Origin of the sequence: Propionivibrio sp. (genome assembly GCF_016790145.1) — a bacterium.
Lineage (GTDB): Bacteria > Pseudomonadota > Gammaproteobacteria > Burkholderiales > Rhodocyclaceae > Propionivibrio.
On sequence record NZ_JAEUOI010000026.1, the window covers coordinates 76,272 to 90,718 of the forward strand.

Below are 14,447 nucleotides of genomic sequence, written 5' to 3' on the forward strand. Positions count from 1 at the left end.
CCTATCCATTTCCAGTTTCAGAGTAATTCAGTAGGATTAGCGCAGATTGACCAACGATTGCAGAATCTGATCCTGTGTCTTGATGCTTTGCGCATTGGCCTGGTAGTTTCGCTGCTGGGTAATCAAATTGACCAGTTCCGCCGTCAAATCGGTGTTCGACTCCTCAATCGACGCCGATTGCAGGACACCGCGACTACCCGTTCCCGGAGCACTGACCAGTTCCGGACCGGAAACCGATGAAAGTGCCCACTGATTATTGCCCAGAGAATTCAAGCCATTGGGATTGGCGAAAGTGGCCAGAACAATTTGCCCGAGATTGCGTGTCTGACCATTGCTGTAGCTACCCTGTACGATACCGTCCGCTCCCGCACTCAAGCCGGTCAAACTGCCTGAGCTGTAGCCGCCCTGGGTCAATCGATCAACGCTCGATACACTGCCGAATTGCGTGCTGCCGGAAAAATCAATTCTGCCTGGGGACCACGGGGTAGTCGCTCCCGTCGTCAGCGCCCACGAGGGGAGCACCAGCGGCATCGCCGTCGTCAAGACGCCTGAGGTATTGAAAGCTAGTTGCGCGGGAAAGGCTTGCGGCGTTGCCCCATCCAGTGTGCCATAGACATTCCACGGGCCGCCAGCAGACGCCCGCTGAAAATACATGGTCAAGTTGTGGTCGACACCCAGGGTGTCGAACACCGACAGGGATGTCGAATAATTATAGGTCTGCGGATTGTTGAAATTGAAGGGCGTAACCGCTGGAACTCCATTTTGTGAATTCAGATTGAGCGCAGCGGTGATAGTGCCAGCCAAAGGATCATTGCTTGCACGTGGCGGGATCTGGCTGGCTGAAATCTGTATATCGACCGGGCTGGATGCAGATATTACCCCATTGGCATCAGCCGGATAGCCCGTCAAGCGCAAGGCGGTATCATTAACGATGTACCCCGCGTTATCCAGATGGAATTGACCCGCGCGGGAATAGGTAATATCTCCGTTACGATCCATGCGAAAGAAGCCGCCCCCGTTGATTGAAATATCAAGCGGATTGTTGGTCGCCGTAATGTTGCCCTGAGTAAAATTCTGCTGGATGCCGCTGATCGTGCTCCCGATGCCGATCTGCGCGGCGCCGCTACCCGACAATGAGTTGGCAAAGACATCGGCAAAATGGGCCGTCGCTGACTTGAACCCCACCGAATTGGCGTTGGCAATATTGTTACTGATCACATCGAGTGCTGCTGCAGAGGAGTTCAGCCCGCTCAAACCCTGTTGGAATGACATATCGTTCTCCTGACCTTAAAGAATCTGTTGCACGTTCTTGAAATCAATCGTCCCGAGCGCCCCGAGATCGAGCAGGAACCCGCTCTTTGACCGAACTAAAGCAGAAACTGTGCCGATTTGCAGTGGGTCGGCAGTCACTTTATTGCCACCTTGTCTTGCATCAACCGAAAACCTGTAAATGCCGTCCGGCGCCTTGCTGCCCGCGTCGTTTATCCCGTCCCAGACAAAATCGAAAACACCGGCGTCACGGGCGCCGAGATCCTGAGTCTGAATGACCTGCCCGGCGGCATCGAGAATACTCAGCTTCACCTGGTCGGCCGCAGCAGAGAGGTTGATGCCGCCATAGGCCTGGCCGCTGGCCAGAGGAAGCCGCGAACCGGCAACCAGAACGCGCTTGCCAATCATTTCCGCCGCTTGCATGGATTGGCTGTTGGCAAAACTGTCGACCAGCGAATTCAGCGTGGTATTGAGTTTTTCGATACCGGAAACGGTACTCATCTGTGCCAGTTGGCTGGTCATCTGGGCGTTGTCCATGGGATTCAGGGGATCCTGATTCTTCAACTGGGTGACCAGCAGTTTCAGAAATCGATCCTGCGGATCCTCGGCAGTCGGAGCCGACGCCTTCGAACTGCTTTTCGTTGCCGCGTTAATCGCCGCGAATGGGTCACTGGAAGAAGTCGTTGCTTGCACGGTTGACATGGGGTTCTCCTTGTTCAGCCTACTGGCCAAGCGTCAGTGTTTTAATCAGCAGTTGCTTGGCGGTATTCATGACTTCGGCATTGGTCTGATACGAGCGCGATGCTGAAATCATGTTGACCATTTCATCGACTACACTCACATTGGGCATCATCACGTAGCCCTTCTCATCGGCGGCAGGATTGCGCGGGTCGAAGACCAGGCGTCCGGGGCTGGCGTCCTCGACAACCTGTTTGACGCGTACCCCCTGAGCGACCTGACCATTCACCGGAGTGGCTTCAAAAACTACCTGCTTGGCACGATAAGGCTTGCCGTCCGGGCCGGCGATGCTGTCTGCGTTGGCTAGGTTACTGGCCACCGCGTTGAGTCGCATGGCCTGTGCCGTCAGGGCGCTGCCGGCAATATGGAAGACGTTGAATACACTCATGATTATTGCCCCTGGACGGCTGCCATCAGCGTTTTGATCTGACTCGAAATGAATGTCAGACCGGCCTCGTACTGAACCGCGTTTTCGGAGAACTGAGCGCGCTCTACATCCATCTCGACGGTATTGCCATCCGCACTGGCCTGCACCGGAGTACGGTACATCAGACGCGTCGGGCTGGCGTCTGTGCTGCCCGGCAAATGGCGTGAAGCAGTTTTGGCCAGCGGCAGGTTGCCCCCCCCCAGGCCGGCAAGCGTCGCTTTGAATACGGCTGAAAAATCAAAGTCTCGCGCCTTGTAATTGGGCGTATCGGAATTGGCGATATTCCCTGCCAGAATCTGCTGCCGAGAGGCGCGTAAGCCAAGGGCCTGTTGCTGCAATGAAAGCGCATTATCGATTTTGCTGACCACGAAAACTCCATGTTTATTGTTGCCACCCACATCGTGAGCAATTTTCGCGCCATGAATCACAATGCTCTAAAACAGCCACTATCAGGCCAGCATGGCCATCATCAGCCGGATAATCGGCAAATATTGCCGGGTCGCCGGGCATCAGGATGGCTGGCCAGATCGGATTGCTTCGCTATCGCGCCGTGATCAGGCAAAATAGCGCCATGAACTTTCTTCCCTTCAGTCGACTTCTGGGCAAGATCCTAGGCTTTTTCTGGCTCTTACTGCTGATCCCGCTGCTGGCGCACGCCCAGACCACGCTTTACAGCACCCTGGATGACTATCTGCGCATTCAGACGCAGGGTTTGCCCGGCAAGGTCACTTACAGCATTGGCCAGCTTGATGCGCGCACCCAGTTGTCGGAGTGCTCGGCCTTCGAGCCGTTTCTCCCGGCAGGAAGCAAGCTGTGGGGCAATTCAACCGTTGGTGTTCGCTGTCTTGGCCCTTCGAACTGGACAATCTATGTTCCGGTCAAGGTGAACGTCAGCGGCAACTACCTGATTTCCGCACGTACGATGCCTGCCGGTTATGTGATCAGTGCTGCCGATATCGTTGTTCGCAGTGGCGATCTAAGCACGCTGCCGGCAAACATCATTACCGATCAGGCACAGGCCATCGGTAAAACCGTTAAAAACGGGTTTGCCGCCGGCCAGCCACTGCGCAGCGACCTGCTGATTGCCCCATGGGCTGTGCAGCAGGGTCAGAATGTAAAAACGGTGTCGAATGGCCCTGGATTCAGCGTCAGCAGTGAGGGCAAGGCGCTCAACAATGCGCTCGCCGGCCAGCTTGTTCAGGTACGCACGTCTTCCGGCCAGACCGTCAGCGGAATCGCCCGCGCTGGCGGCATCGTGGAAGTATCCAATTAAGTTGCAGCAGACCGATCCAGCGCGAAAAATAGTGCTAAAGTTCCACCGTTTGAAGCCGATAAAACGTCTAAGCAAGAAACCATTTGAGGCATTGTCATGAAGATCGAGAGTTCGACCAAACCTCCAGGCGCAGGTGCGCCGCTTGTCAAAGAGGCCCCTGGTCATTCCGGCAGCAAAGCAGTAACGGCAACCAGCGACGACGTACAGTTGAGCACCCTTGCTGCCCAGTTAAGCGCCTCAGATGATGAACAGGCATTTGATGCCGTTCGCGTCTCGGAAATCAAGCAGGCTATCTCGGAGGGTCGATTCACGATCAACACCGGTGCCATTGCCGAGCGCCTGATTGCCTCCGCCAGGGAGCTCGTTGATTCCCGGCTGCAGGCCTGATTTTGGCAAAAACACAGACGCCTGGATCGACAGCCTTTCTGCAGACCCTGGTGGCCGAGGCTGAAGCAGTTCAGCAGTTCGCAGAACTACTCAAACTTGAGCAGACTTCACTGAGCAGTGGAAACACCGATGAATTGCCTGCGTTTGCCGCGCACAAGGTAAAGCTTGCCGTCCATCTGAACACCCTCTCGACACAACGCAACGCCTCACTTGCCGCGCAGGGGTTCGACGCCGATCGTGCTGGTATTGAGGCCTGGTGCGCAAAACATCCTGACGAAAAAGACGTTGCTGCTGCCTGGTCGAGGATTCTTTCGCTGGCCGGCGAGGCACGCGAGCTGAATCGTCTCAACGGCGAACTGATCCAGATCCGCATGCAATACAACGCCAAGGCGCTTGAAGCACTGCAGGGTGGAAAAAACTCGCTTGCGCTCTACGGCCCGGATGGGCAATCGACAACGACAGGTAACACGCGGATCAACGACGCAGTGTAGTCACTGTGGCGTCGCTGGCCGTGATTCCGCTGCCGGCAAGGGCTTCTTTTCTGCAGTTGATGTCGCCTGCAGATCGACCTCTTTTCCTTTTTCCGGAACCGCCGAGTCGATGAGTATTGTCACCCGGCGATTGCGCGCCCGTCCATCAGCCAGCAGGTTCGGTTCGACCGGGCGCGTATCGGCGAAGCCAATCGCCGTCAATCTTTCAGCCGCGACACCGGAATCGGCAAACAAACGCAAAACCGTCGTTGCCCGAACCGCCGAGAGCTCCCAGTTGGAGGGAAACTGCGTGGTCTTGATCGGCACGTTATCTGTGTGCCCCTCGATGGTAATCGGGAAATCAGTCGGCGCCAGGACATCGGCAATCGCCCCCATGGCCTTCACCAGAGCGGGTTGCAGCAGCGCCTGTCCGGGTGAAAACAGGATGCTGTCGTTGATCTCGATGGTCACGCCCCGGCTTGTCTCTATCACCCGCACCTTGCCTTGTTCAATGAGAGGCGCCATGACATCCAGAATATCCTTGGCGACATTGCTCATCTTTTCGCGCTGCTTCTGTTTAACGGCTTCCTGCGCCTTGGCGGCCGCAGCCGGCTTCTGAATCACCTGGATTGGCAAGGTCACGGCAGGCGGCAATGGCGACGAGCTATTGACTGGCACATTGCGAAAGGCGCTGGACATCGAGTCGCTCAAAATTCGATACTTTCCTTCATTGACCGTAGAGAGCGCGTACATTACGACAAAGAAGGCGAACAGGAGGGTGATGAAATCCGCATACGAAACCAGCCAGCGCTCGTGGTTGTCATGCTCCTCCAGGCGTTTACGGCGAGCCATAAACTAAAAGATATAACCCTGGAGGCGACTTTCGATGATGCGCGGGTTGTCGCCGTTGGCGATTCCCACCAGCCCATCGACAATCATTTCGCGCTGCACGATCAGACGATTGATATGCGCCTTGAGTTTGTTGGCCATCGGCAGAAAAACCAGATTGGCCAGACCGACGCCGTAGATCGTTGCGACAAAGGCAACGGCAATCCCGGCACCAAGCTTGGACGGGTCGGAAAGATTCTCCATCACGTGTATCAGGCCCATCACGGCACCCAGAATGCCGATGGTTGGTGAGTAACCGCCGGCCGCCTCCCAGATTCTTGCAGAGAGCTTCATTTCCTCTTCATAGGTACTGATCTCAACCTCAAGCACTTCACGCAAACGCTCCGGCTCGGCTCCGTCAACCAGCAATTGCAAACCCTTGCGGGCGAAATCATCTTTCAACTGGCTGATCACGCTTTCCAGAGCCAGCAACCCCTCACGCCGGGAAACCTGGCTCCAGCTCGATACCTGTTTGATCAATTGCAGATAGTCCACAACCGGCGGATACCATACCCAGCGAACCATGCGCACGCCGCGCACGAAGGTGGCATACGGGCTTTGCAGCATGACCGCGCCCATGGTGCCGCCAAGCACGATCAGCAGAGCGGTTGGCTGCGATAGCGAAGCGACATGCCCCCCTTCCAGAAGCTGACCACCAATGATCGCCACAATTCCGAGCAACAAACCGAGAACGCTAATTTTGTCCATTCTGCCTGGCTTTCATGTTCTTGATTCCGGCATGGCCAAAAATCCGTGCACGCAGTCTGACCACCGCCTGACTGTGCAACTGGCAGACACGCGACTCGGTCACACCCATGACTTCTCCGATCTCGCGCAGGTTCAGATCCTGCTCGTAATAGAGCGCCATCATCAATTTTTCACGTTCGGGCAGCAACTCGATGCCTTGTACCAGCATCTGACGCAGACTTTCATCTTCCAGAATCCTTGACGGCTCGCTCGCGTTGTCGGTCAAATGCCGCTCGAGAAAATTCTCATCGCCGTCTTCGACCAGGTCCTCGAAGGATATTAGCTGATGCCCGCGTGCTTCCTGCAGCATCTTTTGATAATCGGCAAGTGTCATGTCCAGCGCATCGGCAAGTTCCTGCTCGCCAGGCGTGCGTCCGTACTCCTGCTCGAGTTGGGAAATAGCAACTTCAATGCGGCGAAAATCTCGGCGCAGACTGCGTGGCAACCAGTCGTTCTCGCGCAAACCATCAAGCATGGCGCCGCGCACACGCTGCGCCGCATAGGTTTCAAACTGAGCGCCCATCCCTGCCTCAAAGCGGTTTATGGCATCAAGCAAGCCCATCATGCCGTTCTGAATCAGATCGTCGACCTGGACACTGGAAGGCAATCGAGCCATCAAATGATAGGCGATGCGCTTTACGAGCGGAGCGAAGCGCTGTACCAATTGATCCTTGCTGATCTGACCAGCCGCGTTATACATGGTTTGAAACTATCAAGCGTAAATGGCTATCGGATCGATTTTCTGGCTCAAGTGTAGCAGTTGTTGCACGAATTGTTCGAGCCCGCCGCTGTCATCGCCGGCCACAGGCCAGTTAAGCAGATCACTGGCCAACGTTCGATAGGCATTTGCCGAGGGCGAGTCAGGGAATAGTCCGACGACGGGCTGGCACAGACGCGATGCCTGCCTCAGTTGTTCGTCAAGTGGAGTAAAACCGGCGTACTCAAGACGCGCCAGGCCACGGCTGTGAGCCACCTGGGCAATATTGCCGTAGATCGCCTCGGCTTCATCCTGAACACGCACCTTATTTACCAGTATCCGAAAGTTTTTGCGTGCGTAACCCAGGCTGACTTTCTTGATCAATGCATAGGCATCTGTAATCGACTGCCCGGAAGACGATATGACGATGACCGTATCGAGTGCAGCAAGACCCAGCGGTGAAAAGCCAAGCGGATGATCTAGGGAGGCGTCCACCAGTATCACATCGGCCGGACGCTCCATACCCGTGATGGTTTCCAGCAGAGCCTGCTGCTGCTGAAGACTCAACTTGCCGAGTTTCATGACGGCCCGCGCTGCCGGCAAAACGCGAACTCCAGGGGCTACCGTCAATAACACATCGGCAAGCGCTTTCTCGCGATTGATCACCTGATGCAGGTCGTGTCGGGCGAGTCCTCCGAAACAAGAGGCCACGTTGTTCCGGGTATTCTCGTCGAGCACCAGAACTTCCTTGCCCAGGCGAGCCAGGGAGGCGGCCAGGTTGGCCACCAGAATGCTCTTGCCGACACCGATGCTTCCTGCCGCGAAAGTGACGATGCGCGGCTGTTCGCGGCCAAAAAGACGACGTAGTCCAGAGGCCTGATCAGCGTAGCATTCAGCCACGACGGCCTCCGGCGGCGACCATTCCTGAACCGGCGCTGGCCATCATCAAGCCTGGCTCAAGGCCATCAAGCCGATGCGGTGAAGACTCCGGCAAATCCTTGAAGGCACGGTGCAACAGATAGACTCGATTGGGCAGATGCAGATCTTCCGGCACACGCTGGCCATTGGAGACATAGTGCACACGCAAGCCGTGGCGAATGATCACGTCCAGCGCCGAGGCCAGGCTGGCGGCCTCATCAACCTTGGAGAGAATGCAACCGGCGAGATCCGGGCCGTTATAGGCACGCACCACGTCGTCAAGTGTATCGCCTCGACTCGTTGCGGACAGCAGCAGCAGGCGTTTGACATTGCTGTTGCCAAACATCGCCACCTGCTCTTCGACCATACGGTCGCGCTGACTCATACCCATCGTATCAACCAGCACCATATGCTTGTGTTGCAGATCGAACAGGGTCTGCTTCAAATCCTCGGCATCCTTTACCAGATGCACTGAAACACCGAGAATACGGCCATAGATTCGCAGTTGTTCGTGCGCTCCGATGCGGTAGCCATCCGTAGTCACCAGCGCCACCTTGCTCGCCCCGTGACGAAGCACACAGCGGGCAGCAAGCTTGGCGGTGGTCGTTGTCTTACCGACACCCGTCGGACCGACCAGCGCGTAGACGCCTCCGCGATCGACAATGTCATTTTCGGCATTGATGGTCAGAAAGGAACGATCAGCTCCATCCTTCACCCAGGCCAGCGCCTCCATTGAATTAAGTTCACGCGGCAATGCCATGAGCAATTCGCGGGCAAATTTCGGGGAAAAGCCCGCATCGAGCATCTGACGCAATACTTCCGTTTTGACCGGCTCCGAGCGGGCGCTTTCCCCCCAGGCTGCTCCCGCCAGATGTTGCTCGAACAGTTTCCGCAGTGAGCGGATTTCGTCCATCACTTCGGCCGGAACGATTTCTGCCTGAGGCTTTGCGGCAAGCGGTGTCTGTGCATTCGAGCGATCAAACTGCGGCGCAGGACGCGGGGCCAGTGGGGGCAAATGCTGCGGCTTTTCCGCAGGCCGCGTTGAACCTGCCCGAGGAGGCACGCTGCTGGTCGGGGTCGAGAGCCGAACCGTATAGTCATCCTGCAGCCCCGGATTTTCCCTTGCGGGAGTCGGCACGATCATTTCCATATCACCGGCAGCAACCGCCATGATCTCGACTCCCCCGGGAATGGCCCGGTTGGACAGGATGATCGCATCTGGCCCCAGTAGCTCCTTGACCTTGTGCAATGCGTCGCGCGCCGTGGCGGCAATGAATTTCCTGACGTTCATACCCTGCCTCCAATGATCGAGGTGACCTTGATGATTTTGTTTTCAGGCACTTCGCTGTGCGCGATGACCTTCAATTGAGAAATGCCACGCCGCAGGAATCGTGACAGTAGCAGGCGCAGATTGCCTGAAACCAGAAGAACGGCTGGCAAACCGAGCTCCTCCTGGCGTTGAGACGCAGCTGCGGTTTCGCGTATCAGCGTGTCGGCGAGGCCCGGCTCGATGCTGGCATTGTCGCCCCCCCCCGCGATGGCCTGTAGAAGAACGCGCTCAAGCTGTGGATCCAGCGACATCACCTGCATTTCGGTACCACTCGGATAGAGTTGCTGAATGATCGAGCGGCCAAGGGCAATACGCACCTGTGCGGTCAATGCTTCGGCTTCCTGCGAGCGTGTCGCATGCTCTGCCAGCGTCTCGATAATGGTACGCATGTCGCGAATCGGGATGCCTTCTTCAAGCAGGTTCTGCAGAACTTTTTGCAGAACACCGAGCGGCAGCACCTTGGGAACCAGGTCTTCGACCAGCTTCGGCATTTCCTTCGCCAGATGGTCGAGCAGCGCCTGTGTTTCCTGACGACCCAGCAGTTCAGTGGCGTGCGACAGAATCAGGTGATTGAGATGAGTCGCGGTAACCGTACTGGCATCAACAACGGTATAGCCATAAGCCTGCGCCTGCTCGCGTTGCGCGCTGTCGATCCAGACCGCGGGCAAGCCGAAGGCGGGATCCTTGGTTTCGTTACCCGGCAACTGGCCAGCCACCCGTCCTGGATTGATCGCCAGCAGGTTGCCCGGGAAAGCCTCACCCTGGCCAATCTCGACACCCTTGAGCAGAATCCGGTAAGCATTGGGTTTCAGTTCCAGATTGTCGCGAATGTGTACCGGGGAAACGAGAAATCCGACTTCCTGTGCAAACTTCTTGCGTATTCCGCGAATACGCCGCAGCAACTCGCCGTCCTGTGCCTTGTCGACCAATGGAATAAGCCGATAACCGACTTCCAGACCAAGTACATCGAGTGCGGCCACATCGGCCCAACTCGCTTCCTGCGATTCAGCCGCCGGCGTAGCCGCAACCGTCACCGGCACCGGTCTTGCTGACCGCAAGCGCTTGTCCATATCCCAGGCCAGTGCGCCCAGGCCGCTTGCCAGCAACAGAAAAACAAAATTCGGCATCCCGGGAATCAGACCGAGCAGACCGATGATTGCCGCTGTCAGGCCAATCACCTTGGGGTTGTTGAAAAGCTGGGTGAGGAACTGTTGCGAAAGATCCTGCGTGTCTCCAACCCGTGTGACGACCATACCGGCAGCAATCGAGATGATCAGTGCCGGGATCTGCGCCACCAGACCGTCGCCGATGGTGAGCAAGGTATAGGTTTTGGCGGCCGTGCCCAGATCCAGATTATGTTGCAGCACGCCAACAAACAGGCCGCCGACAATGTTGATGAACATGATCAGGATACCGGCCACGGCATCGCCACGGACAAACTTCGACGCACCATCCATCGAACCGAAAAAGTCGGCCTCTTCTGCAATCGTGGCTCGGCGCTTGCGTGCTTCGTCCTCACCGATCAAGCCGGCGTTGAGGTCGGCGTCAATCGCCATCTGCTTGCCGGGCATCGCGTCAAGGGTAAAACGCGCCGCCACTTCGGCAACCCGACCGGCACCTTTGGTAATCACCACAAAATTGATGATCACCAGAATCGCAAACACCACAATCCCGACAGCATAATTGCCGCCGACCAGAAAATGACCGAATGATTCGATTACCTTACCGGCAGCGCCTGGGCCGGTATGCCCTTCAAGCAGCACGACACGCGTTGAAGCCACGTTGAGCGACAGTCGCAATAGTGTTGTAATCAACAGAACGGTCGGGAAGACCGAGAAATCGAGCGGCTTCATCACGTTGATCGCGACCAGCATGACGATGACCGAAATCGCGATGTTGAAGGTGAAAAACAGATCCAGTATGAATGGCGGTAACGGCAGCACCATCATCGAAAGGATCAGCAGAATGAGTAGCGGGCCCGCCAGTTGCTGAAGCCCCGCACGAGCGAAAAAACTGTTCAAGGTCATCGACGCATTAGCCATTTAATGCCTCCGGTACCAGTTCAGCAGGCACAGCGATTGCACGGGGTGGCATCGGATAATTGCCACCGACCTGCCGCCAGTTGGCGAGCTGATAGACGTAGGCCAGAACCTCGGCCACTGCCGCATAGAGTGTCGATGGTATTTCCTGATCCAGCTCAGCATGGCGATAAAGCGCCCGCGCCAACGGCGGCGCCTCAAGCGTGGGCACTCCGTTCGCAGCGCCGATTTCACGGATTCTCAGGGCGATCTCGCCCATTCCCTTGGCCAGCACCTTCGGAGCCCCCATCCCGCTCTTGTAGGCCAGGGCGACGGCAAAGTGCGTCGGGTTGGTGACGATCACGTCGGCCGTCGGTACCGCCCCCATCATGCGCTTGCGTGCCGCCTCACGCTGCAGCTGCCGGATCCGCGCCTTGATCTGGGGGTTGCCTTCCAGTTCCTTGCCTTCCTGCTTTACCTCTTCCTTGCTCATTTTCAGCTTGTCGTGGTATTGCCAGATCTGGAAAGGCACATCAAGCGCAACGATCAACAGCATCGCCAGGACAATCATGAGAAAACTGTAGTTGACCAGATGACCGGCGCTGTAAAGCCCGACTTCGATTGACTGTCCAAAGAGCGCGAATATATCATCGCGTTCGCTCCACAAAACCCAGAAGGCGACACCACCGACCAGCAGAGCCTTGGCGACCGCCTTGAGGAGTTCGACCAGACCACTCCAGGAAACCAGCCGACCCAGCCCCTTGATCGGGTCCAGACGCCCCGCATCTGGATTCAGCGCCTTCAGCGAGAAATTCCAGCTACCAAGAAAAAAGGGGGAGATCAGTGCGGCAATAACCAGCGCCAGGAGCAGCGGTGCAAAGGAGAACAAGGCATCAAGGGAAAGATCGGCGAAACGCACCAACATGAACCGGGGATCGCTTAACGGCGGTTCCTCAAGAACTAGGCCACGCCTGACAATGGCTGTCGTACGCTGCATCATCCAGGGACCAACGAACCAGAATGCAGCGGCTGAAACGACCAGAACCAGAAAAGCACCGATCTCTCTTGAGCGGGGAACTTGCCCTTCCTCGCGTGCCTGCTCTAATCGTCTGGATGACGCAGGCTCAGTTTTTTCGAGATCGCTTTCTTCGGCCATCAGCGGATTCCAGTTGACTAGAGCCTATTATATAAAAAATCATTAAAAAATAAAGGGGTATGAGAGTTTATTTACATTGATTCTAGAATAGTAGCGTAAGTGCAACATTTTTTGACTTGAGTAATAAAAAAGACAGGGAGCCGAAGCTCCCTGTCTTGTCAGTTAGGGTTACTTTGAGTTAGATGGATCGCTCAAGCGACTTAGTCTGTCTGACTCCAGTCTCGCGTTCAATATGCGCATTTAAATCCGTAAGCAACTCTTTCATATCCAGAATCAGCACGATCTGACCATTTGAAAGCGTCGTCACCCCGGCCACACCACGCGGTCTGAAGTCTTCAAGCGACTTGATTACTGCGTCATCCCGCCCGGCAAAACTATCAACCGAGAGAATGAAACTGCGCTCTGAAGTTTGCATCAACACACCGTATTCCGGTGTTTTCAGTTGCGGCCAACCGAGCAGGCGCGAGAGCGCAACCACCGGCAAAATTTCGCCGCGCACGACCAGGGTTTCCTTGCCGCCCACCTCCTGCATCTTGCTTTTCTCAATGGGAAGTATTTCGCGAACCATCGAAAGCGGCAACGCGAACGGCTGATCACCGAGCAGGACGAGCAGAACCGGGAGAATAGCCAGCGTCAGCGGCAATGAAATGATAAATACCGAACCTTTTCCAGGCTCCGAACGGATCTCGACCGAACCGTTGAGTTTCTGGATATTGGTTTTGACTACATCCATTCCAACACCCCGACCCGAGACGGCTGAAGCCTGAGCCATGGTCGAAAAGCCGGGAAGGAAGATCAGATTGAGGCTTTGCCGGTCATCCAGCGTATTGGCTTCTTCCTCCTTGATGATACCTTTCTCAATCGCCTTCAAACGAATGCGTTCAGGACTCATCCCGCGACCATCATCGGCAATGATCAGGACAATATGATCGCCTTCCTGGCGGGCCTCGAGCCGTACGATACTCTTTGCCGGCTTGCCTGCGGCCAAACGATCCTCTGCCGATTCAACGCCATGATCAACCGCATTTCGAACCAGGTGGATCAATGGATCAGCCAGATCCTCGATCATCGTTTTGTCGACTTCGGTTTCCTCGCCGACAAGGGCCAATTCGACATCCTTGCCTAACTGTCTTGCAAGGTCACGAGCAATCCGCGGATACTTCTGGAACAAACGACCGATAGGCTGCATTCGAGTTTTCATTACCGAGTTCTGCAAATCAGAAACCAGCAGATCAAGCTGACTTACGGCCTGATCAAGTGCGTGCAAGGTTTCCGAATCATTCCGGCCGGCCAGAATGTCGGCACGCAGACTGGTCAGACGGTTTTTGGTCAGACCAATCTCGCCAGAGAGATTAAGTACCTGATCCAGACGAGACGTGTCGACGCGAATCGTTGATTCACGCGCTGCGGCTTTTTCCTCGCTTCGCCGACCCGAAGTCGCCCCAGAAACAGCAAGACCCGGCTTGTCGGTCTCACGTCGCCCCTCAGGCGGGTAATGGGGTGTCATCTGTGCAGCAGATGAGGCAAGCGCATCACCCGCTTGGCCCTGTGCCATAGATGAAGAAGTGGTCGCCGGTACCGGTTTTTCCTGACCGGTCAGCGCACCATGCAGCACTTGCCAATCTGGCCCCTCACTGACTTCGATGTTTGGCGCTGAGGTCACCTGCGCAGACACCTCGACAATGGGCGCATCAACAGTTGCCGCAACCGCCGGATCGGCATGAATCTCGCCTTCTAGTACAGCACGCAAGGCGGCAATCACTTCCGGCTGCGCCGGGCGCGGCAGCGAAGTCTGCGCAAGCTCGCCAAACATGTTGCGAACGCCTTGGGTCGCCGCCATGATAGTGTCCATCAATTCTGGTGTCAGACTGATCTGGGCGTTACGTAACTGGTCAAATAGGTTCTCGGTCAGATGACAAAGCGTTACCAGTTCAGTGGCGTTAAGGAAGCCCGCCCCGCCCTTGATGGTGTGAAATCCGCGAAAGATATCGTTCAGCAACCGCCGATCATCCGGACACCTTTCCAGGTCGACCAGTTTATTGTCGACATCAGAAAGAAGGTCGCCGGCTTCCTGCAGGAAATCCTGCAGCAGGTCTTCCATTCCGGAAAAATCACTCATGATGAAACTC

At 56.1% G+C, this 14,447-nt stretch carries 15 protein-coding genes; 3 read left to right on the forward strand and 12 right to left on the reverse strand.

Annotation, left to right across the window (positions count from 1 at the left end):
- Positions 1 to 36 precede the first annotated feature (36 nt).
- The 4 genes from flgE to flgB are packed head-to-tail and all read right to left on the reverse strand — an operon-like array spanning position 37 to position 2,802.
- A complete protein-coding gene (gene flgE, locus JNM42_RS02955; RefSeq protein ID WP_294265911.1) occupies positions 37 to 1,272 on the reverse strand; it encodes a flagellar hook protein FlgE in 1,236 nt (411 codons plus the stop codon).
- A 15-nt stretch (positions 1,273 to 1,287) separates the two neighbouring features.
- On the reverse strand, positions 1,288 to 1,971 hold the full coding sequence (locus tag JNM42_RS02960; RefSeq protein ID WP_294265914.1) for a flagellar hook assembly protein FlgD: 684 nt from the start codon (positions 1,969 to 1,971) through the stop codon (positions 1,288 to 1,290).
- Positions 1,972 to 1,990: 19 nt separating this feature from the next.
- Positions 1,991 to 2,395, reverse strand: a complete 405-nt coding sequence (gene flgC / locus JNM42_RS02965) for a flagellar basal body rod protein FlgC (protein ID WP_294265917.1) — start codon at positions 2,393 to 2,395, stop codon at positions 1,991 to 1,993.
- Positions 2,396 to 2,397: 2 nt separating this feature from the next.
- Positions 2,398 to 2,802 carry a flagellar basal body rod protein FlgB gene (flgB, locus tag JNM42_RS02970; protein WP_294265920.1) on the reverse strand — a complete coding sequence of 135 codons (405 nt, stop codon included), beginning with the start codon at positions 2,800 to 2,802 and terminating at the stop codon, positions 2,398 to 2,400.
- 203 nt (positions 2,803 to 3,005) lie between these two features.
- Here flgB and flgA point away from each other — a divergent pair, with 203 nt between their 5' ends.
- The 3 genes from flgA to JNM42_RS02985 all read left to right on the forward strand — a co-directional run bounded on the left by flgA (position 3,006) and on the right by JNM42_RS02985 (position 4,585).
- Positions 3,006 to 3,707, forward strand: a complete 702-nt coding sequence (gene flgA / locus JNM42_RS02975) for a flagellar basal body P-ring formation chaperone FlgA (RefSeq protein WP_294265923.1) — start codon at positions 3,006 to 3,008, stop codon at positions 3,705 to 3,707.
- A 96-nt stretch (positions 3,708 to 3,803) separates the two neighbouring features.
- Positions 3,804 to 4,094: a flagellar biosynthesis anti-sigma factor FlgM gene (flgM, locus tag JNM42_RS02980; protein ID WP_294265926.1), complete on the forward strand. Its 291-nt coding sequence runs from the start codon at positions 3,804 to 3,806 to the stop codon at positions 4,092 to 4,094.
- Between the two features lie 2 nt (positions 4,095 to 4,096).
- Positions 4,097 to 4,585 carry a flagella synthesis protein FlgN gene (locus JNM42_RS02985; RefSeq protein WP_294265929.1) on the forward strand — a complete coding sequence of 163 codons (489 nt, stop codon included), beginning with the start codon at positions 4,097 to 4,099 and terminating at the stop codon, positions 4,583 to 4,585.
- On the opposite strand, the gene motD is transcribed toward JNM42_RS02985, so the two are convergent.
- The 8 genes from motD to JNM42_RS03025 form a co-directional block, all read right to left on the reverse strand.
- Positions 4,586 to 5,416, reverse strand: a complete 831-nt coding sequence (gene motD, locus JNM42_RS02990) for a flagellar motor protein MotD (RefSeq protein WP_294265932.1) — start codon at positions 5,414 to 5,416, stop codon at positions 4,586 to 4,588. It lies immediately after the preceding gene.
- A gap of 3 nt (positions 5,417 to 5,419) precedes the next feature.
- On the reverse strand, positions 5,420 to 6,160 hold the full coding sequence (locus JNM42_RS02995) for a flagellar motor protein (RefSeq protein ID WP_294265934.1): 741 nt from the start codon (positions 6,158 to 6,160) through the stop codon (positions 5,420 to 5,422).
- Positions 6,147 to 6,899, reverse strand: coding sequence for an RNA polymerase sigma factor FliA (locus tag JNM42_RS03000; RefSeq protein WP_294265938.1), 753 nt, complete (start codon positions 6,897 to 6,899; stop codon positions 6,147 to 6,149). The genes JNM42_RS02995 and JNM42_RS03000 overlap by 14 nt, the downstream gene beginning before the upstream one ends.
- 12 nt (positions 6,900 to 6,911) lie before the next feature.
- Entirely contained in the window at positions 6,912 to 7,796 is an 885-nt protein-coding gene (locus JNM42_RS03005; RefSeq protein ID WP_294265941.1) for an AAA family ATPase, read from the reverse strand.
- Complete coding sequence (gene flhF, locus JNM42_RS03010; RefSeq protein ID WP_294265944.1) at positions 7,789 to 9,105, reverse strand: flagellar biosynthesis protein FlhF; 1,317 nt, start codon at positions 9,103 to 9,105, stop codon at positions 7,789 to 7,791. Before flhF ends, JNM42_RS03005 begins: the two co-directional genes overlap by 8 nt.
- A complete protein-coding gene (flhA, locus tag JNM42_RS03015; RefSeq protein WP_294265947.1) occupies positions 9,102 to 11,186 on the reverse strand; it encodes a flagellar biosynthesis protein FlhA in 2,085 nt (694 codons plus the stop codon). Before flhA ends, flhF begins: the two co-directional genes overlap by 4 nt.
- Positions 11,179 to 12,318 (reverse strand): flagellar biosynthesis protein FlhB, encoded by a 1,140-nt coding sequence (gene flhB, locus JNM42_RS03020; RefSeq protein ID WP_294265949.1) that lies wholly within the window; start codon positions 12,316 to 12,318, stop codon positions 11,179 to 11,181. Before flhB ends, flhA begins: the two co-directional genes overlap by 8 nt.
- 178 nt (positions 12,319 to 12,496) lie before the next feature.
- A complete protein-coding gene (locus tag JNM42_RS03025) occupies positions 12,497 to 14,437 on the reverse strand; it encodes a chemotaxis protein CheA (protein ID WP_294265952.1) in 1,941 nt (646 codons plus the stop codon).
- Positions 14,438 to 14,447 lie beyond the last annotated feature (10 nt).

Bases quoted from the DNA above. Each gene is read 5' to 3' on its own strand.
- flgE (WP_294265911.1), bottom strand. From the start codon at position 1,272: ATGTCATTCCAACAGGGTTTGAGCGGGCTGAACTCCTCTGCAGCAGCA.
- JNM42_RS02960 (WP_294265914.1), bottom strand. From the start codon at position 1,971: ATGTCAACCGTGCAAGCAACGACTTCTTCCAGTGACCCATTCGCGGCG.
- flgC (WP_294265917.1), bottom strand. From the start codon at position 2,395: ATGAGTGTATTCAACGTCTTCCATATTGCCGGCAGCGCCCTGACGGCA.
- flgA (WP_294265923.1), top strand. From the start codon at position 3,006: ATGAACTTTCTTCCCTTCAGTCGACTTCTGGGCAAGATCCTAGGCTTT.
- flgM (WP_294265926.1), top strand. From the start codon at position 3,804: ATGAAGATCGAGAGTTCGACCAAACCTCCAGGCGCAGGTGCGCCGCTT.
- motD (WP_294265932.1), bottom strand. From the start codon at position 5,416: ATGGCTCGCCGTAAACGCCTGGAGGAGCATGACAACCACGAGCGCTGG.
- JNM42_RS02995 (WP_294265934.1), bottom strand. From the start codon at position 6,160: ATGGACAAAATTAGCGTTCTCGGTTTGTTGCTCGGAATTGTGGCGATC.
- JNM42_RS03000 (WP_294265938.1), bottom strand. From the start codon at position 6,899: ATGTATAACGCGGCTGGTCAGATCAGCAAGGATCAATTGGTACAGCGC.
- flhF (WP_294265944.1), bottom strand. From the start codon at position 9,105: ATGAACGTCAGGAAATTCATTGCCGCCACGGCGCGCGACGCATTGCAC.
- flhA (WP_294265947.1), bottom strand. From the start codon at position 11,186: ATGGCTAATGCGTCGATGACCTTGAACAGTTTTTTCGCTCGTGCGGGG.
- flhB (WP_294265949.1), bottom strand. From the start codon at position 12,318: ATGGCCGAAGAAAGCGATCTCGAAAAAACTGAGCCTGCGTCATCCAGA.
- JNM42_RS03025 (WP_294265952.1), bottom strand. From the start codon at position 14,437: ATGAGTGATTTTTCCGGAATGGAAGACCTGCTGCAGGATTTCCTGCAG.